The organism is Flavobacterium sp. FG139, assembly GCF_057809695.1.
In genome coordinates this window covers 164,520-180,526 of the sequence record NZ_JBMDKL010000006.1, presented here as the reverse complement: position 1 = coordinate 180,526, position 16,007 = coordinate 164,520, and the positions used below count along the sequence as shown (strand labels likewise).

Genomic DNA, 16,007 nt, shown 5'->3' with positions numbered 1-16,007 from the left:
TAAACATCATGCTTTTTCTATATAATGTAATCCTTCTTTTCGCAGCGCAAGTCGTAAAAATTTTGGCACTTTTCAGTCCGAAAATGAAACTATTTGTTGACGGAAGAAAGGAAGTTTTGCCAAAAATTAAAGAAAAAATAACACTTTCAGACCAAACCATCTGGTTTCACGCCGCATCGTTAGGCGAATACGAACAAGGTTTACCCGTTATTGAAAAAATAAAAATTCAATATCCAAATCACAAAATAGTAGTTACGTTCTTTTCGCCTTCGGGTTATGAAGTTCGAAAAAACAACACCGTTGCCGATGTTACTGTTTATTTACCATTGGACACCAAATCGAATGCTCAAAAATTCATCGAATCGATTCATCCCGAAATGGTGTTTTTTATCAAATACGAATACTGGCCCAATTATTTGAACGAGCTCCAAAAACGTCACATCAAAACCTACTTAATCTCCGGGATTTTTAGAGAAAAGCAAGCGTTTTTCAAATGGTATGGCGGTTTTTACAGAAATGCGTTAAAAACATTTGACTACTTTTTTGTGCAAAATGATAGTTCCAAAAAGCTGCTTCAAAGCATTGGGTTCGACAATGTAAAAATTTCGGGTGATACCCGTTTTGACCGCGTGGTTTCCATTTTAGAACGCGACAATTCGTTAGATTTTATCGAGCAATTCAAGAACAATCAAACCACAATCGTCATCGGAAGTTCGTGGCCCAAAGATGAAAATTTGTTGGTAAATTACATTAATAATTCAGATGATAGTGTGAAATTCATTATTGCGCCTCACAATATAAAAGCAGAACAAATCTCAAATCTAAAATTACAAATTACAAAATCAACTATTTTATTTTCCGATAAAGAACATCACAATCTTGCCGACTTTCAGATTTTCATCATCGACACTATCGGAATTTTAACTAAGATTTATTCCTATGCCGACATCGCTTATGTGGGTGGTGGATTCGGAAATCCCGGAGTTCACAACATTTTAGAGCCTGCAACTTTTGGCGTTCCTATTGTAATCGGACCTAATTATTCCCATTTTGCAGAAGCAACAGCCTTAGTGCATCAAGAAGGTTGCCTTTCAATTTCAAATCAAAATGAGTTGAATGATGCGTTTAATCTTTTGCTACACAACGAAGATGATCGAAATGAAAAAGGGCATATTTGCTCGACTTTTGTACAAATGAACAAAGGAGCAACGGATATAATTTTGAATCATATTTGTAACATATAATAGAAAACAGAAACCTATTAAACTAAACTATATAAAATGAAATTTTTAAGATTATTACTATTACTATTCGTCATTCAAGCCCAAGCCCAACAAGGCGGCATGTGGATCCCGTCGCTATTAAAAGGTATGAATGAAACCGAAATGAAAAACTTGGGAATGAAAATTTCTGCTGAAGATATTTATTCGGTGAATCATTCGAGTTTGAAAGATGCCGTTCCACAATTTGATGGCGGTTGTACAGCCGAAGTGATTTCAGATAAAGGCTTGATCTTAACCAATCACCACTGCGGATTTGATGCGATTCAAAACCATTCCACTGTAGAGCATGATTACCTTCGCGATGGTTTTTGGGCGTATAAAATGGAAGACGAATTGACCAACCCTAACATGGTAGTCATGTTTGTTGTTCGTATTGAAGACATTACGACTAAAGTTTTAGAAGGCGTTGCGGCACTTCCAACCGAAGCTGAAAAACAAAAGAAAATTCAAGAAAACATAGCTTCTTTAAGCAATTCATTACCCAAAGAAGCTTGGCAAGAAAACAAAATCAGAACGTTTTACGACGGAAATCAATACCTATTATTTGTAACTGAAACTTTTAAAGACATTCGTTTTGTGGGTGCGCCACCGAGTTCTATTGGGAAATTTGGTTCGGATACCGACAACTGGGTTTGGCCACGTCATACTGGTGATTTTTCGTTATTCCGCATTTATGCTGATAAAAACAACCATCCAGCGGCATACTCTGCTGATAATGTACCATACAAACCGAAACATTTCTTCCCAATTTCGATTGCTGGTGTAAAAGAAAATGATTTCACCATGGTAATGGGATATCCTGGTAGAACCACCGAATATTTGCCATCGGTTGCTGTCGATCAAATTGTAACAACTTTGAATCCTGCAAAAATTGAAGTTCGCGATGCCGCTTTGAAAGTGCAAGACCGCTTCATGAGAAAAGATCAAGCCATTAAAATTCAGTATGCTTCTAAATACGCCAGTGTTGCCAATTATTGGAAAAAATGGATGGGTGAAACCAAAGGTTTGAAAAAAGCCAATGCCGTTGCTGCCAAACAAAAATTTGAAGCCGATTTTCAACAAAAAGTTATTAAAGCTGGTAAACAAGCAGAATATGGCACTCTTTTAGCCGATTTTCAAAAAAATTATAACGAGATAAAAGATTATGCCTTGGCTCGTGATTATTTTACAGAAGTGGCTTTAAGAAATACTGAAATTTTATCGGTAGGATACAAACTATACCAATTGGAGCAACTTTTAAATACTAAAGGCGAACAATCCTTCAACGATAGAAAAAATACACTTTCAAAAGGAATTGACGATTTTTATAAAGATTATAATGCAGAAGTTGACAGAAATATTTTTGAGCAATTGGTGAATTTATATGCTACTAAATCACCCAAACAATTTTTACCAGAATCGTTAATTAATGTTGATGTTCCGAAATTGACTAATGATGTGTTTACCAATTCAAAATTGACTTCGTTAGCTAGTTTTAGAGAATTATTAGATGGTGATTCTAAAACTGTAATTGAAAAACTGAATGCCGACAAAGGCTATCAATTAATAAAATCGATGGCGGATGCTTATGTAAAAAACGTAACTCCAAAATACGACGAATTGAATTTGAAAAACATTGCGTTACAAAGAACGTACATGAAAGCAATTTTAGAATTGAGTCCAAAATCGGCGCGAATTTTCCCAGATGCCAACAGTACATTGCGTGTAACTTACGGAAAAGTAAAAGGGTACAAACCTAATGATGCAGTATATTACGAACCATTTACAACTCTAGATGGTGTGATGGAAAAATACGTTCCAGGTGATTACGAATTTGATGTGCCTCAAAAATTAATCGACCTATATAAGGCTAAAGATTATGGAAATTACGGCGTAAAAGGCAAAATGCCAGTATGTTTTATAGCTACAAACCATACTACTGGAGGAAATTCTGGAAGTCCAGCTTTGGACGCAAAAGGGAACTTAATTGGCTTAAATTTTGATAGAGTTTGGGAAGGAACTATGAGTGATATTTACTATTCTCCAGACATTTGCAGAAACATTATGGTTGATGCTCGTTATGTTTTATTCATTATTGATAAGTTCGCTGGAGCTAAAAACATCATTAACGAATTGAAAATCATACAACCAGCTCAAAAAAAATAATCTTTAGTTAAAATTCGACTTTGGCACGAAATTTGTAACAAAGAAAAGCGGAATTCAAAGAGAAATTTAAAAAAAGTTTAACTAAAAGTTTTTCTAATTAAAAAAAATTATATCTTTGCTCCGAATTAATAATTAACCTTTTATATTAAATTAAGATGAAAAAAGTATTTTTAAGTTTAGCTGTTATCGCTGCATTAACTGTAGTATCTTGTAAACAATCAGAAAACACTGAAGCAGCTCCTGCTGATTCAACTGCAACTGAAGCTCCTGCTGATACTGTAGCACCTGCTGCTGACACTACTGCTAAAGCTGCTGACACTACTGCTAAAGCTGAAGCTCCAGCTGCTGAAGCTCCTAAAGCTGAAGCTCCTGCAAAAAAATAATTAGAACCCGTTTCTAATTTAAAAATTAAAGCTCCGCAATGCGGAGCTTTTTTTATTTATTCAATTAAATTTATCCAAATATTTCTTCTGTTGGTGGAAAAACATCACTTTGAATTGAAAAATCTAAAATTTCAGATTTTGATAATGTTCTTATTATTTCATCAATTCCTTTCTGCATCAATAGTTGTGTTGTATACTTTCTACTAACCGCAACTTCTCTATCATGCAGAATAATTTTAAAATACAACTTTCCGTTTTTCGACTTAAACTTCATAAAAAAAACATCTCCAATAGCCTTTTTCAACAAGTCAATATTGTCTTCGCACTCAAAACGCAATTCAAAATCATTGCTCACAAATATAGCTTTCCCTTTACGAGAAGTAAATTCATATTTGTAGCACCCATTTAACCTCTTAGTGATTACAAAAGTTCCCATAAAATTTACAAAGTATTTTAAAACAAAAAAGCTCCAAACATAAGTTTGAAGCTTTTAGTACTCAGAGCGGGACTTGAACCCGCACGAACATTGCTGTTCACTGGATTTTAAGTTTTGTAACGCCGCTTTTTCGTAAATTTCAAAAATCTAACTAATTGATTTTGAAACCCTTAAAAACTTCAATTTTATAAGAACTTTTTAATCGTAGGTATGTGTATAGGTTAGTTAATAGTTACCAATCTCTTATAGTTGAAGATTCATATATCCTCAACAATTCTCTCTCATCATCAGACAAATCTTCCTTGTTATTTATCAAATTTGAATAATTATCAATAAACAATTTACTATAAGAATCTATAATCTTATCATAATCATTATTTGAAACATCAATATTATACAAATCGTCAGAAATACTAAATAGAGACGAATTAAACACAATAACAATTATATGTTCTTGAATGAAACTCACTTTCTTTTTATCAATAAAAATGTCATTGAGCGTAATTTCAAATTCAGCATTTTTTAATTGCTCATTAACAATGATTTTTTTCTTATTTCCAATAGTCTGCTCTATTTTCTTAGTCAAACTAATATTTACAGCTTCACTTACAATCTCAACTTTTGGTTTAAAAACCATTTTAGCACTATTATTTAAAGGCTTAAATTCCTTAACTTTTTTAGAATAATTTTTATTTGTAATTGAGATACTATATTTCTTTGAATTAGACAAACTACTAACTATAGGAGAAAATATTTTTTTTCTTTCTTCCTCATTAAACTTGTTTGAAATCTCTTTCTGAAAATGTTCATCGTTATATTCAGGAAATAAAACATCTTCTTTAAAGCTAGAAAATAAATTCTGCTTCATATCTAAAAACCCGGGAGAATTAATATCCAATGGATTCATAAAACATTTTTCAGCAACAACATCTACCCCAAAACTTCTGAAATTTAAATTTACACCTATTAGATTACAACTACTCAGAAATTCACTTTTAAGAATATCAAAGTTTTTAAGATTTAAATTTCCTAAAACTTTATCAAAATTAACCTCTGCATAATTAACGTATGACAATTGAAGATTTTTTAAAAAATCTATCAAATGAGAAATAACAAATCCTCCTCCATATTTACCATTCTTTTCTTCCAACTTAATAGGCACAGACTCTTGTCGGAGTGACAATAAATATCCATTATTATAAAATTGTTTTCCTAATAAACTATTTTGATTTTGCATTTTATACAAAACATCAGAAAGTAAAGCTCCTAATTCAATTTTCAACTCTTCAAACGGCTTACCTTTTAACGCCTCTATGATAAGATCATAAGCTTCTTGATATTCATTTAAAATATAAGCTAAATTAGCTGCACTTCTATAAAGAACAGACCTTGTAGGCTCATTATCAAATTTATCGCTAAGCTGGATAGCAGCAGCTTTTTCTAATATATAAGCTTCTTCGATAAGTTCTTGATATTTAACAATATCTCCTTTATCAAAAAAAACATTGGCTTCCTTTACAAAAAGAATCGCTTGTCTATGTAATTCTTTTATATTCATTTTTTACCGAAATAAGCTTGAGGTTTTGAAAACTCTACTATTGAGACATAAACTGGCAATCCAGTTTCATCTGTCGGAGTAGTTTGATTTTTTTTACTTTTAACCCTAGATGTAATTGTATTTGTTTTTGATTCACTCAAGATTCCAGAAACCTCAAGTCTTGCCTGAATAAAATTAGACTCATCATATTTTTCATGAGTCTCTTCGTAACCGAGCCAATAATCTATACCAGTCCCAATAATAGCCTCTTCTACAACATTATATGCTGTGAAATTTACAGCCAATAAGAAAGATAACGCTTCAGCTCCTTTTTCAGTATATTTTTTCGGCTCTTTATAACCATTTTTAATTACATTGGAAGACCACTCTATATCTACATCTTTGACCAATTCGTCATCAACATATAACTCAAAAGAACATTTAGACTTATGATCATGACTTTCTAAGGCAACTATACAATTTTCTGTTAAACTTTGACATTGGATTGAACTAAAATAAACCATTGCCTCATTTAATTCTTCTAGATTAAGAGTCATTAAAAGTTGGTTTTAATTATAAAATACATCCAAATTTAAACATATTACTAGAATAAAAAAATATTTTAGAAATAATAAAGTTTCACAAGAGAAATGAAAAATTTTGTAGGTATGTCTGTAGGTATGTTTTTAATGTAGAGGATTATTTTTTCCATAAAAATAAAACATACCTAAAATAAAAAAACCCTTATAAAATAAGGGTTTTTTGTGTACTCAGAGCGGGACTTGAACCCGCACGAACATTGCTGTTCACTGGATTTTAAGTCCAGCGTGTCTACCAATTTCACCATCCGAGCAGTATAATGGTTGAGCGAAAAACGGGGCTCGAACCCGCGACCTCGACCTTGGCAAGGTCGCGCTCTACCAACTGAGCTATTTTCGCATTATCAAATTTTGCAAGAACAACAATACTTGTTCCGTATTGCGGATGCAAATGTAACACTAAAATTGAATAATACAAACGTTTTTTATAAAAAAATAGCAATAAAACTATAACCGCTTGAAAACCTATTCTTTACTTTTTAAGCAGCATTCGTTTTATTTCATTCAACTTCATTAATGCTTCCACTGGGGTTAATGTATTGATGTCTAATCCGAGTATTTCCTCTTTTATCTCCTCTAATAATGGATCATCTAAGTTAAAAATACTCAATTGCATTTCATCTTTAGCCGATTTTATTCCGTTTAAAGCATCACTAGAATGATTTTTTTCTAATTTCTTGAGCAATTTTTGGGCTTTTTGTATCACCGTTTGTGGCATTCCAGCCATTTTAGCCACATGAATTCCAAAACTGTGAGCACTTCCACCTTTTACCAATTTTCGGATAAAAAGCACATTGTCTTTCAACTCTTTTACAGAAACATTGTAGTTCTGAATTCGAGGTAACAATTCACTCATTTCGTTTAACTCATGATAATGTGTTGCAAAAAGTGTTTTAGGTCGTGCTGGGTTTTCATGCAAAAATTCGGCAATAGCCCAAGCGATGGAGATACCATCATATGTGCTGGTACCGCGACCAATTTCATCCAACAACACCAAACTCCTATCGGAAATATTGTTCAAAATTGAAGCTGTTTCATTCATCTCAACCATAAAAGTAGATTCTCCCATTGAAATATTATCACTTGCTCCTACTCGGGTAAAAATTTTATCTACAACACCCATTCGAACTGCTTCAGCCGGAACAAAACTTCCCATTTGCGCCAACAAAACAATTAATGCAGTTTGGCGTAAAATAGCCGATTTTCCGGACATATTAGGTCCTGTAATCATAATGAGCTGCTGAGTTTCTCTATCCAAATATACATCATTGGCGATGTAAGGAACACCAACTGGCAACTGCTTTTCAATCACTGGATGACGCCCGTTCGTAATTTCCAATTCAAAAGAGTCGTCTATACTAGGGCAAGCATAACTGTTTTCGATGGCTAATTGCGTGAATGAGGTCAAACAATCCAATTGCGCCACCAAATTAGCATTCAATTGTACTGGTTTTATATAAGTTGCAATCCACTGAACCAATTGTTCAAATAATTGTCCTTCTATTTGATGAATTTTTTCTTCAGCACCTAAAATTTTGGTTTCGTATTCTTTTAATTCTTCAGTAATATAACGCTCGGCATTCACTAACGTTTGTTTGCGAATCCATTCGGCTGGAACTTTATCTTTGTGAGTGTTTCTAACTTCTATATAATAACCAAAAACATTATTAAACGATATTTTTAAAGACGAAATTCCTGTAGCTTCCGATTCTCTTTTTTCAATACCTTCTAAAAACTCTTTACCAGAAAAAGCTATTGTTCGCAATTCATCTAATTCGGCATGAACACCAACAGCAATAGCATTTCCTTTTGAAATAGCTACAGGCGCGTCAGGATTTAAAGTGGATTTTATTTTTTCGCGAAGCAAATCACAACTGTGAAAACTATCACCAATGATTCGAACCGCTTCTTGTTTGCTTTCAAGCGCCAACGATTTAATTGGAATGATGGCATCCAAAGAATCTTTAAGATAAATAACTTCTCTCGGAGAAACTTTTCCGGTTGCTATTTTAGAAATCAATCGCTCTAAATCGGATATTTGTTTGATTTGGTATTGAATTTTTTGAAGAATTTCTTGGTTTTCTTTCAAATAAGCAACTACTTCATGACGGCCTTTTATTTTTGCAGCATCTTTTAAGGGCAAAGCCAACCATCGCTTAAGCAATCGTCCACCCATAGGCGAAAGCGTTTTATCAATTACATCCAATAAAGTAACAGCATTAGGATTATAGCTGTGATACAATTCTAAATTTCTAATGGTAAATCGATCCATCCAAACATAAGCATCTTCAGCAATTCGTTGAATACTCGTGATGTGTTGCACCTTATTGTGTTGCGTTTCCGACAAATAATACAAAATAGCACCCGAAGAAATGATTCCTTCCTGCAATTCTTCAACCCCAAAACCTTTTAACGAATTGGTTTGAAAATGATTGGTCAAAGTTTCAAAAGCATAATCTTCTTGGTAGACCCAATCCTCTAAATAAAAAGTATTAAAATCTTCTCCAAAAGCTTCTTTAAACTGATTTCTGTTATTTTTTTGAATTAGAATTTCACTTGGACTAAAGTTTTGAAGTAGCTTATCTATGTATTCTTCATTGCCTTGTGACGTGAGAAATTCGCCAGTGGACACATCTAAAAACGATACGCCAAGTTGTTTTTTTCCAAAATAAATGGAAGCTAGAAAATTATTAGATTTCGATTGCAACACTTCATCATTCATGGCAACACCTGGCGTAACTAATTCGGTAACACCACGTTTTACAATAGTTTTAGTCATTTTTGGATCTTCCAATTGATCACAAATGGCTACTCGAAGACCCGCTTTAACCAACTTTGGCAAATAGGTGTTAATGGAATGGTGAGGAAAACCTGCGAGTGCCGTTTCTGTTTCGGAACCCGCACCACGTTTGGTTAGAGTAATGCCGAGAATCTTAGAAGCACGAACAGCATCTTCACCAAAAGTTTCATAAAAATCACCTACTCTAAACAACAAACAGGCATCGGGATATTTCCTTTTTATCTCGTTATACTGCTTCATTAACGGCGTTTCTTTGACGCTTTTTTCTTTTGATGCCAATGGAATAATTAGTTTAAATTGAGTTCACGAATTTAATTATTTATAATCAATATAAAAGACAGAAAAAATTAATTTTAATTTTAAGGTTTTTTTAAGTTGTTTCTTTTGTTTTTTTATTTAGATTTGCTTGTTAATTATTTAATTTAAACAAAAATGAAAAGAATACTATTATTAGCGATGCTAGTTGTTTTTGGTGTTACAACGTCAAATGCACAAACCAAATCAAAAGCAAAAAAAGCAACTAAAGCTGTTGCAGCAAAAGTGGAAACTCCAAAAACTCCAGCTGTAGAAGGTGCCGGTATGGTTTTTGAAAATGAAACTATTGACTACGGAACTATTCCTCATAATGCTGATGGGAAAAGAGAATTTGTTTTCACAAATAACGGAAACAAACCTTTAATCATTGAAAGTACTCAAGGATCATGTGGATGTACTGTTCCAACAACTCCAAAAGAACCTATTCAACCAGGTCAAAAAGGTGTTATTGGTGTAAAATATGCTACTGATAGAGTGGGTCAATTCACAAAAACAGTTACCATTAAATCAAACGCTGTAGGTCAAGAAACTAAAGTAGTAACTATCAAAGGTAATGTTTTGCCTGATGCTCCAGCTGCTACTCCTGCTACGGAAACAAAAAGCTAATATTATTTATATATAATCAAAAAGCTTCCTCTTTTGGAAGCTTTTTTTTTAAACAATACTAGAATGCGAAAACTGGAGAACAGCGAACTGGAACGTAAATCGGTTGCCGATTTTAAACAAGCTGACAAAACACCAATAATAATTGTTTTAGACGACATTAGAAGTTTACATAATATTGGTTCTGTATTTAGAACTTCTGATGCTTTTTTGATTGAAAAAATAATTTTGTGTGGGATTACCGCAACACCTCCGAATAAAGAAATTCACAAAACAGCTTTAGGAGCAACAGATACAGTAGCTTGGGAGTATCACAAAGATGTACTTGAAGTTATTAAAAGTCTTCAAAAAGAAAATACTCAAGTATATGCCATTGAACAAGTAGAAAATGCTGTTTTTTTAAATAACTTTTATCCCGAAAAAAACATCAAATACGCTTTAGTATTTGGAAATGAGGTTTATGGAGTTTCTCAAGAAGCCGTAAAATTATGTAATGGAAGTATTGAAATTCCGCAATTAGGAACGAAGCATTCCCTAAATATTTCTGTTACAACAGGTATTGTAATTTGGGATTTATTTCAAAAAATGAATCAAAATAAAAACTAAATTTGTAAGAAAATTATATTCCTTAACTCACATGAAAAAAGATCATTTAAACAAGCTATTTTTTCTTCTATTTTTTATAGTTGAAGCTTTTGTTTATGGTCAATCTTCGAATGTGGCTCCTATTCTTACTGCTACAGGAAACCAAATCTATTGTCCCGGTACCTCCATAAAAATTGTTACTAATATGACAATTGTAGACCCCGACGACCCTGGTGTTGCTGCAGTTTACATACAAATTTCATCTGGATATGTTTTTGGACAAGACATCTTAACTCTCACAGGTTCCCATCCAACGATAACGAGTACGTGGAATATGAATACTGGAAAACTGACCCTTTCAGGAGTGTCAAGTCAACCAACTTATGCCGATTTAATTGCGGCTATTAAAGATGTTGAGTACTCCAGTAACGCATTAAATCCATCTGGATCTAGAACTTTTTCGATATCAATAGGTCAAGCTAATTATTTACCTTCCAATGGACATTATTACCAATACATCCCAAATCTTGGTGTTACGTGGTCGGATGCCAAAAACTTTGCTCAAGCATCAACGTATTACGGACTTCAAGGCTACTTAGCTACAATTACAGCTCCTGATGAAGCACAATTAGCAGGTGCTCAAGCGGCAGGTGCTGGCTGGATTGGTGGCAGTGACGAGCAAACAGAAGGTGTTTGGAAATGGATGACAGGGCCCGAAACTGGAACCGTTTTTTGGAATGGAAATTTCACAGGCTACACAAACACTTATGCCCTTTGGAATACTGCAGAACCCAACAATATGAATAATGAAGATTACACACACGTTACAGCACCAGGAGTTGGAATAAGCGGTTCGTGGAATGATTTATCAAATACTGGAGATCCAAGTGGTGATTATCAACCGAAAGGTTATATTGTTGAATATGGTGGTATGCCAGGAGACCCTGTACTAAGTATTTCAACTAATTCTTCCATTACCATTCCGTCTATAACATCGACTGCTACCGAAACGATTTGTGGCACTGGCACTGTAAACCTTCAAGCCACCTCCAATACTGGTACTGTAAACTGGTATACTAGTGCTTCTGGAGGAACGCCAATTGCCACTGGAAACAATTTCACCACACCAACAATTGCCACTACAACCACATTTTATGCTGCAGCACACAGTGCTAATTGCTCAGACGACTACAGAACACCTGTAATTGCCTATATTACACCAAGACCAGTGTTAACCTATAATTCTCCCTACTATATGTGTGACGAAAGTTATATGGTCATTGATGTACAAACAACTTCAGGAATATTATTATGGTACGATAGTCCAACAGCTACCAATCAAATATTTTTAGGAACCCATTTCGTAGTCCCAAACATTCATCAAAATACTGTTTTTTACGCCGAAGCCAATTACAATGGCTGCTTATCGGTAAGAGTTCCAATTGCCATAAATGTGTATGCCGCACCTATCGCCGCCGATGAAAGTTATAAAATATGTGATGGCGATGTTTTAGTTTTAAACGCAGGAAACCCCGGCATGTCTTATCTATGGTCTACTGGAGCAACAACTCAAACCATAACTACCAATGGATTAAGCAATTATTCTGTAGTTATCACTTCACCTGCTCCTGAAAATTGTAGTAAAACTAAAAATTTTACCATTACTATTCATCAAGCACCCATAATTTCAGAAGTTGTAATAAATGGAGCCATTGCCACCATAAACACCACCAATTCTGCCGATTTTGAATATTCTGTTGACGGTATAAATTATCAAGCATCCAACCAATTTACTATTATTGATGGTGGTTTTTATACGGCATATGTTAGAGAAAAAAACAACTGTGGTATAGATACCAAACCATTTATAATCATCACAATTCCAGATTATTTCACCCCAAATGGTGATGGTCAAAATGATTTTTGGACTATAAAAGGACTTTTCAATTACCCTAAGGCCGAAGTCAAAATATTTGATCGTTATGGTAAATTAATCACCAAATTAACTTCCAATACCACTTCTTGGGATGGCACCTTAAATGGTAAAAATTTGCTATCTGATGATTATTGGTATGTTTTTAAAATTGACGAAAATTCACCCGAAGTAAAAGGCCATTTTTCGTTAAAACGTTAATTCATTTTCTTCTGAATTTCGTTCAAAATAAAAGTATAATCCTCTTGGTTTTTGACGAAATCACGTTCCGAAACATCGATAACCAACACATTCAAATCTTTTTGTGTTTTGATGTAATCCAAATACCCATTATTGATTTTTTCTAAGTATTCAGCTGGAATTTCTTGCTCATAACTTCGTCCTCTTCGCTTGATGTTATGAAGCAATCGCTCAGTATTTTGATACAAATAAATATACAAATCGGGTTTTGGCATTTCTTTATAAATGATGTCAAAAAGTGTTTTGTACAAGCGAAATTCGTCTTCTGCCAAGGTTACTTTGGCGAAAATCAACGATTTAAAAATATGGTAGTCGGCTACAATAAAATCTTTAAATAAATCAAATTGTGCCAAATCATCAGAAATCTGCTGGTAGCGATCGGCTAAAAAAGACATCTCTAACGGAAAAGCGTATCGGTTTTGATCTTTGTAAAATTTAGGCAAAAACGGATTGTCTGCAAATCGCTCTAAAACCGTTTTGGCATTAAAATCTTCGGCAATTTTACCCACTAAAGTGGTTTTTCCAGCGCCAATATTTCCTTCAATAGCAATGTAATTAAAAGCATCCAATTTCATTGAATCTAAAGGTGCTTTTAGCTTTGATATTATTTCGCATTTGCCTTTATCCTTACAAGAATGCATCAATTCTGCAATTGATTTTTGCAAAACTGGATGCATCCAATCGGAAGCAATTTCCTTCATTGGTAACAACACAAAAAGTCGATCTTGCATGTGTTTGTGTGGAAGCTGCAATACCTCATTGTCCATTATTTCAGAATCTAACGAAACAATGTCAACATCAATTATCCTAGGTTGATACGCTTCGCCTTCCGCTCGAATTCTTCCTAATTTTTGTTCAACTTTTTGCAGGCTTTTTAATAATTTTTGAGGTTTTTTATGAGTGTGCATCACAACAGCACAATTATAAAAAGATTCACTATCAAAACCCCAAGCATCCGATTCGTATAATGACGAAACCGCAACAATAGTACCTACCTGACGATGAAGCACATCGATACAACTAATGATATTTTCAAGGCGGTTGCCCTGATTACTACCTAACGAAAGTATTACGTGATGTTGCATCTTCATAAGCCACAAAATAACTAAAAGAATTTTAGAATTGAAGTATATTTGTGCGTTCTGTTGATAACTATTTTTTATCAAAAGAATAACCAAATGGTTTGTAACAAATTACCCTTTTGGAATACTAATTTAGAAAATTAAGATTATGAAATTTTTAGGAAATGTATTAGCCACAATAGTTGGTTTATTTATTTTTTGCATGATAAGCTTTTTCGGAATAATCATTATCAGTGCTATTTTTGGCAGTGGCGAAGATACTGTTACGGTTAAGAAAAATTCGATTATCGAATTGGATTTGTCAAAAATACACAACGATTATGCTGGTAAAACTTCATACGATGACATGCCATTTTTAAATGGAAAAACGAAGCATGACGGATTGAGCGATGTTTTAAAAGCTATTGAATATGCCAAAACAGATGATAAGATCAAAGGGATTTCTATTTTAAATGCAACTTCCGATTTGGGAATTGCTCAAACCAAAGCACTTCGCGACCAATTGGAAGATTTTAAAAATTCGGGTAAATTCATTTATTCGTATGCCGATGTGTATTCGCAAAAAGAATACTATTTGAATTCGGTAGCGAACACCATTTACATCAACCCAATTGGCGAATTGGATTTTAAAGGACTGTCTGCCGAAATTATGTTTTTCAAAGATTTTGAAGAAAAATCGGGATTGAAAATGGAAGTCATTCGTCACGGAAAATACAAAAGTGCAGTAGAACCATTCTTGGAAAACAAAATGAGTGATGCCAATAGAGAACAAACTACTCAATTACTAAATTCTATTTGGAATTCGGTTTTAGTAGATATTTCTAAAAGCAGAAAAGTATCGGTTGAACACCTAAATCAAGTTGCTGATGGCCTTTTAGCTCGTACTCCTGAAATGGCAAAAGCCGAAAAATTGATTGACAAAATTGCTTATGAAGACGTGTACCACGATGACATTCGCAAAGCATTAAAAATTGATGCGGATAAAGATTATGATGCGGTTTCTATTGCCGATTATGCTGATAAAGTAGCCACTTCAAACATCGATTTGGATGCTAAAGACAAAATTGCCATTATTTACGCTCAAGGCGAAATTGGAAGCGGTGAAGGTGATGTAAACGTAATTGGGGAAGGCTCTATGCGTCGTTCACTAAAACAAGCTCGTGACGACAAAAATGTAAAAGCCATTGTACTTCGCATCAACAGCCCAGGTGGAAACGCCTTAACCTCTGAATTGATTTGGAGAGAAATTGAATTGACTAAAAAAGTAAAACCTGTGGTAGTTTCTATGGGTGATTATGCTGCTTCTGGCGGCTATTACATCGCTTGTAATGCCGATAAAATTTTTGCAGAATCAAATACAATCACGGGTTCTATTGGTGTGTTTGGAATTTTACCCAACTTTACGGAAGCCGCCAAAAAAATTGGTTTAAATGTAGAACAAGTTAAAACCAACACTAATGCGTCAGAATACAGTCCGTTTCGACCTTTAGACGATAATTACAGAGCCTTCGCACAGGAAGGTGTGGAAAAAATCTACGGAATATTTGTAAACCGTGTTGCCACTGGAAGAAAATTAACCTTTGAACAAGTAGATGCCATTGGTCAAGGTCGTGTTTGGAGCGGTGAAGATGCCCTTAAAATTGGGTTGGTAGATAAAATTGGAGGCATGGACGAAGCTATCAAAGAAGCGGCTCGATTGGGAAAAACCTCAAAATACAGAACTCAAAATTATCCTGAATTTGAAAAAAGTTTTGATGATGTTTTAGCAAAATTCGGCTTAGCGCAAAGCAGAGAAAGCATTATTAAAGAAGAAATTGGCGAGCAAAATTATGTCATTCTTAAACACATCAAACAAATGACCACTCAAAAAGGCGTTCAAGCAAGAATGGCGTATGAACTAAAAATAAATTAAAAAACAATTGGGTTAGTTGTTTTATGATCCGTCTTATGAATGAATAAGGCGGATTTTTTTATTCAAAACTGTTTTGTATAAAAAATTATATAATATTTTATGAAAATTTTACAAGCTACTAGACAACTAAAAAACTAAATTTGTATACTATTTC

Annotated in this window: 12 protein-coding genes and 2 tRNA genes; 7 read left to right on the top strand and 7 right to left on the bottom strand. The window is 34.0% G+C overall.

Annotation, left to right across the window (positions count from 1 at the left end; all coding sequences use genetic code 11):
* Positions 1-8 precede the first annotated feature (8 nt).
* The 3 genes from ACODSI_RS07160 (at position 9) to ACODSI_RS07150 (ending at position 3,811) form a co-directional block, all read left to right on the top strand.
* Positions 9-1,244 carry a 3-deoxy-D-manno-octulosonic acid transferase gene (locus ACODSI_RS07160; protein ID WP_488916161.1) on the top strand — a complete coding sequence of 412 codons (1,236 nt, stop codon included), beginning with the start codon at positions 9-11 and terminating at the stop codon, positions 1,242-1,244.
* Positions 1,245-1,280: 36 nt separating this feature from the next.
* Positions 1,281-3,428, top strand: a complete 2,148-nt coding sequence (locus ACODSI_RS07155) for a S46 family peptidase (protein ID WP_488916149.1) — start codon at positions 1,281-1,283, stop codon at positions 3,426-3,428.
* 155 nt (positions 3,429-3,583) lie between these two features.
* Positions 3,584-3,811, top strand: a complete 228-nt coding sequence (locus ACODSI_RS07150; protein WP_488916148.1) for a hypothetical protein — start codon at positions 3,584-3,586, stop codon at positions 3,809-3,811.
* A gap of 70 nt (positions 3,812-3,881) precedes the next feature.
* Here ACODSI_RS07150 and ACODSI_RS07145 read toward each other — a convergent pair whose 3' ends face one another.
* The 6 genes from ACODSI_RS07145 to mutS form a co-directional block, all read right to left on the bottom strand.
* Positions 3,882-4,247 carry a DUF1508 domain-containing protein gene (locus ACODSI_RS07145; protein WP_488916147.1) on the bottom strand — a complete coding sequence of 122 codons (366 nt, stop codon included), beginning with the start codon at positions 4,245-4,247 and terminating at the stop codon, positions 3,882-3,884.
* Positions 4,248-4,479: 232 nt separating this feature from the next.
* Positions 4,480-5,805 carry a hypothetical protein gene (locus ACODSI_RS07140; protein WP_488916146.1) on the bottom strand — a complete coding sequence of 442 codons (1,326 nt, stop codon included), beginning with the start codon at positions 5,803-5,805 and terminating at the stop codon, positions 4,480-4,482.
* Positions 5,802-6,341, bottom strand: a complete 540-nt coding sequence (locus ACODSI_RS07135; RefSeq protein WP_488916145.1) for a hypothetical protein — start codon at positions 6,339-6,341, stop codon at positions 5,802-5,804. Before ACODSI_RS07135 ends, ACODSI_RS07140 begins: the two co-directional genes overlap by 4 nt.
* Before the next feature lie 210 nt (positions 6,342-6,551).
* Positions 6,552-6,637 (bottom strand) — tRNA-Leu (locus ACODSI_RS07130).
* Between the two features lie 13 nt (positions 6,638-6,650).
* Positions 6,651-6,723: transfer RNA gene (locus ACODSI_RS07125), tRNA-Gly, on the bottom strand.
* Between the two features lie 132 nt (positions 6,724-6,855).
* Entirely contained in the window at positions 6,856-9,462 is a 2,607-nt protein-coding gene (gene mutS, locus ACODSI_RS07120) for a DNA mismatch repair protein MutS (protein WP_488916144.1), read from the bottom strand.
* A gap of 153 nt (positions 9,463-9,615) precedes the next feature.
* On the opposite strand from mutS, the gene ACODSI_RS07115 reads away from it, so the two are divergent.
* The 3 genes from ACODSI_RS07115 to ACODSI_RS07105 all read left to right on the top strand — a co-directional run bounded on the left by ACODSI_RS07115 (position 9,616) and on the right by ACODSI_RS07105 (position 12,820).
* Positions 9,616-10,104, top strand: a complete 489-nt coding sequence (locus ACODSI_RS07115) for a DUF1573 domain-containing protein (RefSeq protein ID WP_488916143.1) — start codon at positions 9,616-9,618, stop codon at positions 10,102-10,104.
* 63 nt (positions 10,105-10,167) lie between these two features.
* On the top strand, positions 10,168-10,707 hold the full coding sequence (locus ACODSI_RS07110; protein ID WP_488916142.1) for an RNA methyltransferase: 540 nt from the start codon (positions 10,168-10,170) through the stop codon (positions 10,705-10,707).
* A gap of 31 nt (positions 10,708-10,738) precedes the next feature.
* Entirely contained in the window at positions 10,739-12,820 is a 2,082-nt protein-coding gene (locus ACODSI_RS07105; RefSeq protein WP_488916141.1) for a T9SS type B sorting domain-containing protein, read from the top strand.
* On the opposite strand, the gene folK is transcribed toward ACODSI_RS07105, so the two are convergent.
* Positions 12,817-13,950 carry a 2-amino-4-hydroxy-6-hydroxymethyldihydropteridine diphosphokinase gene (folK, locus tag ACODSI_RS07100; RefSeq protein ID WP_488916140.1) on the bottom strand — a complete coding sequence of 378 codons (1,134 nt, stop codon included), beginning with the start codon at positions 13,948-13,950 and terminating at the stop codon, positions 12,817-12,819. The genes ACODSI_RS07105 and folK overlap by 4 nt on opposite strands.
* A gap of 139 nt (positions 13,951-14,089) precedes the next feature.
* Between folK and sppA the strand changes: the two genes are divergently transcribed.
* Positions 14,090-15,853 carry a signal peptide peptidase SppA gene (gene sppA, locus ACODSI_RS07095; RefSeq protein WP_488916139.1) on the top strand — a complete coding sequence of 588 codons (1,764 nt, stop codon included), beginning with the start codon at positions 14,090-14,092 and terminating at the stop codon, positions 15,851-15,853.
* Positions 15,854-16,007 lie beyond the last annotated feature (154 nt).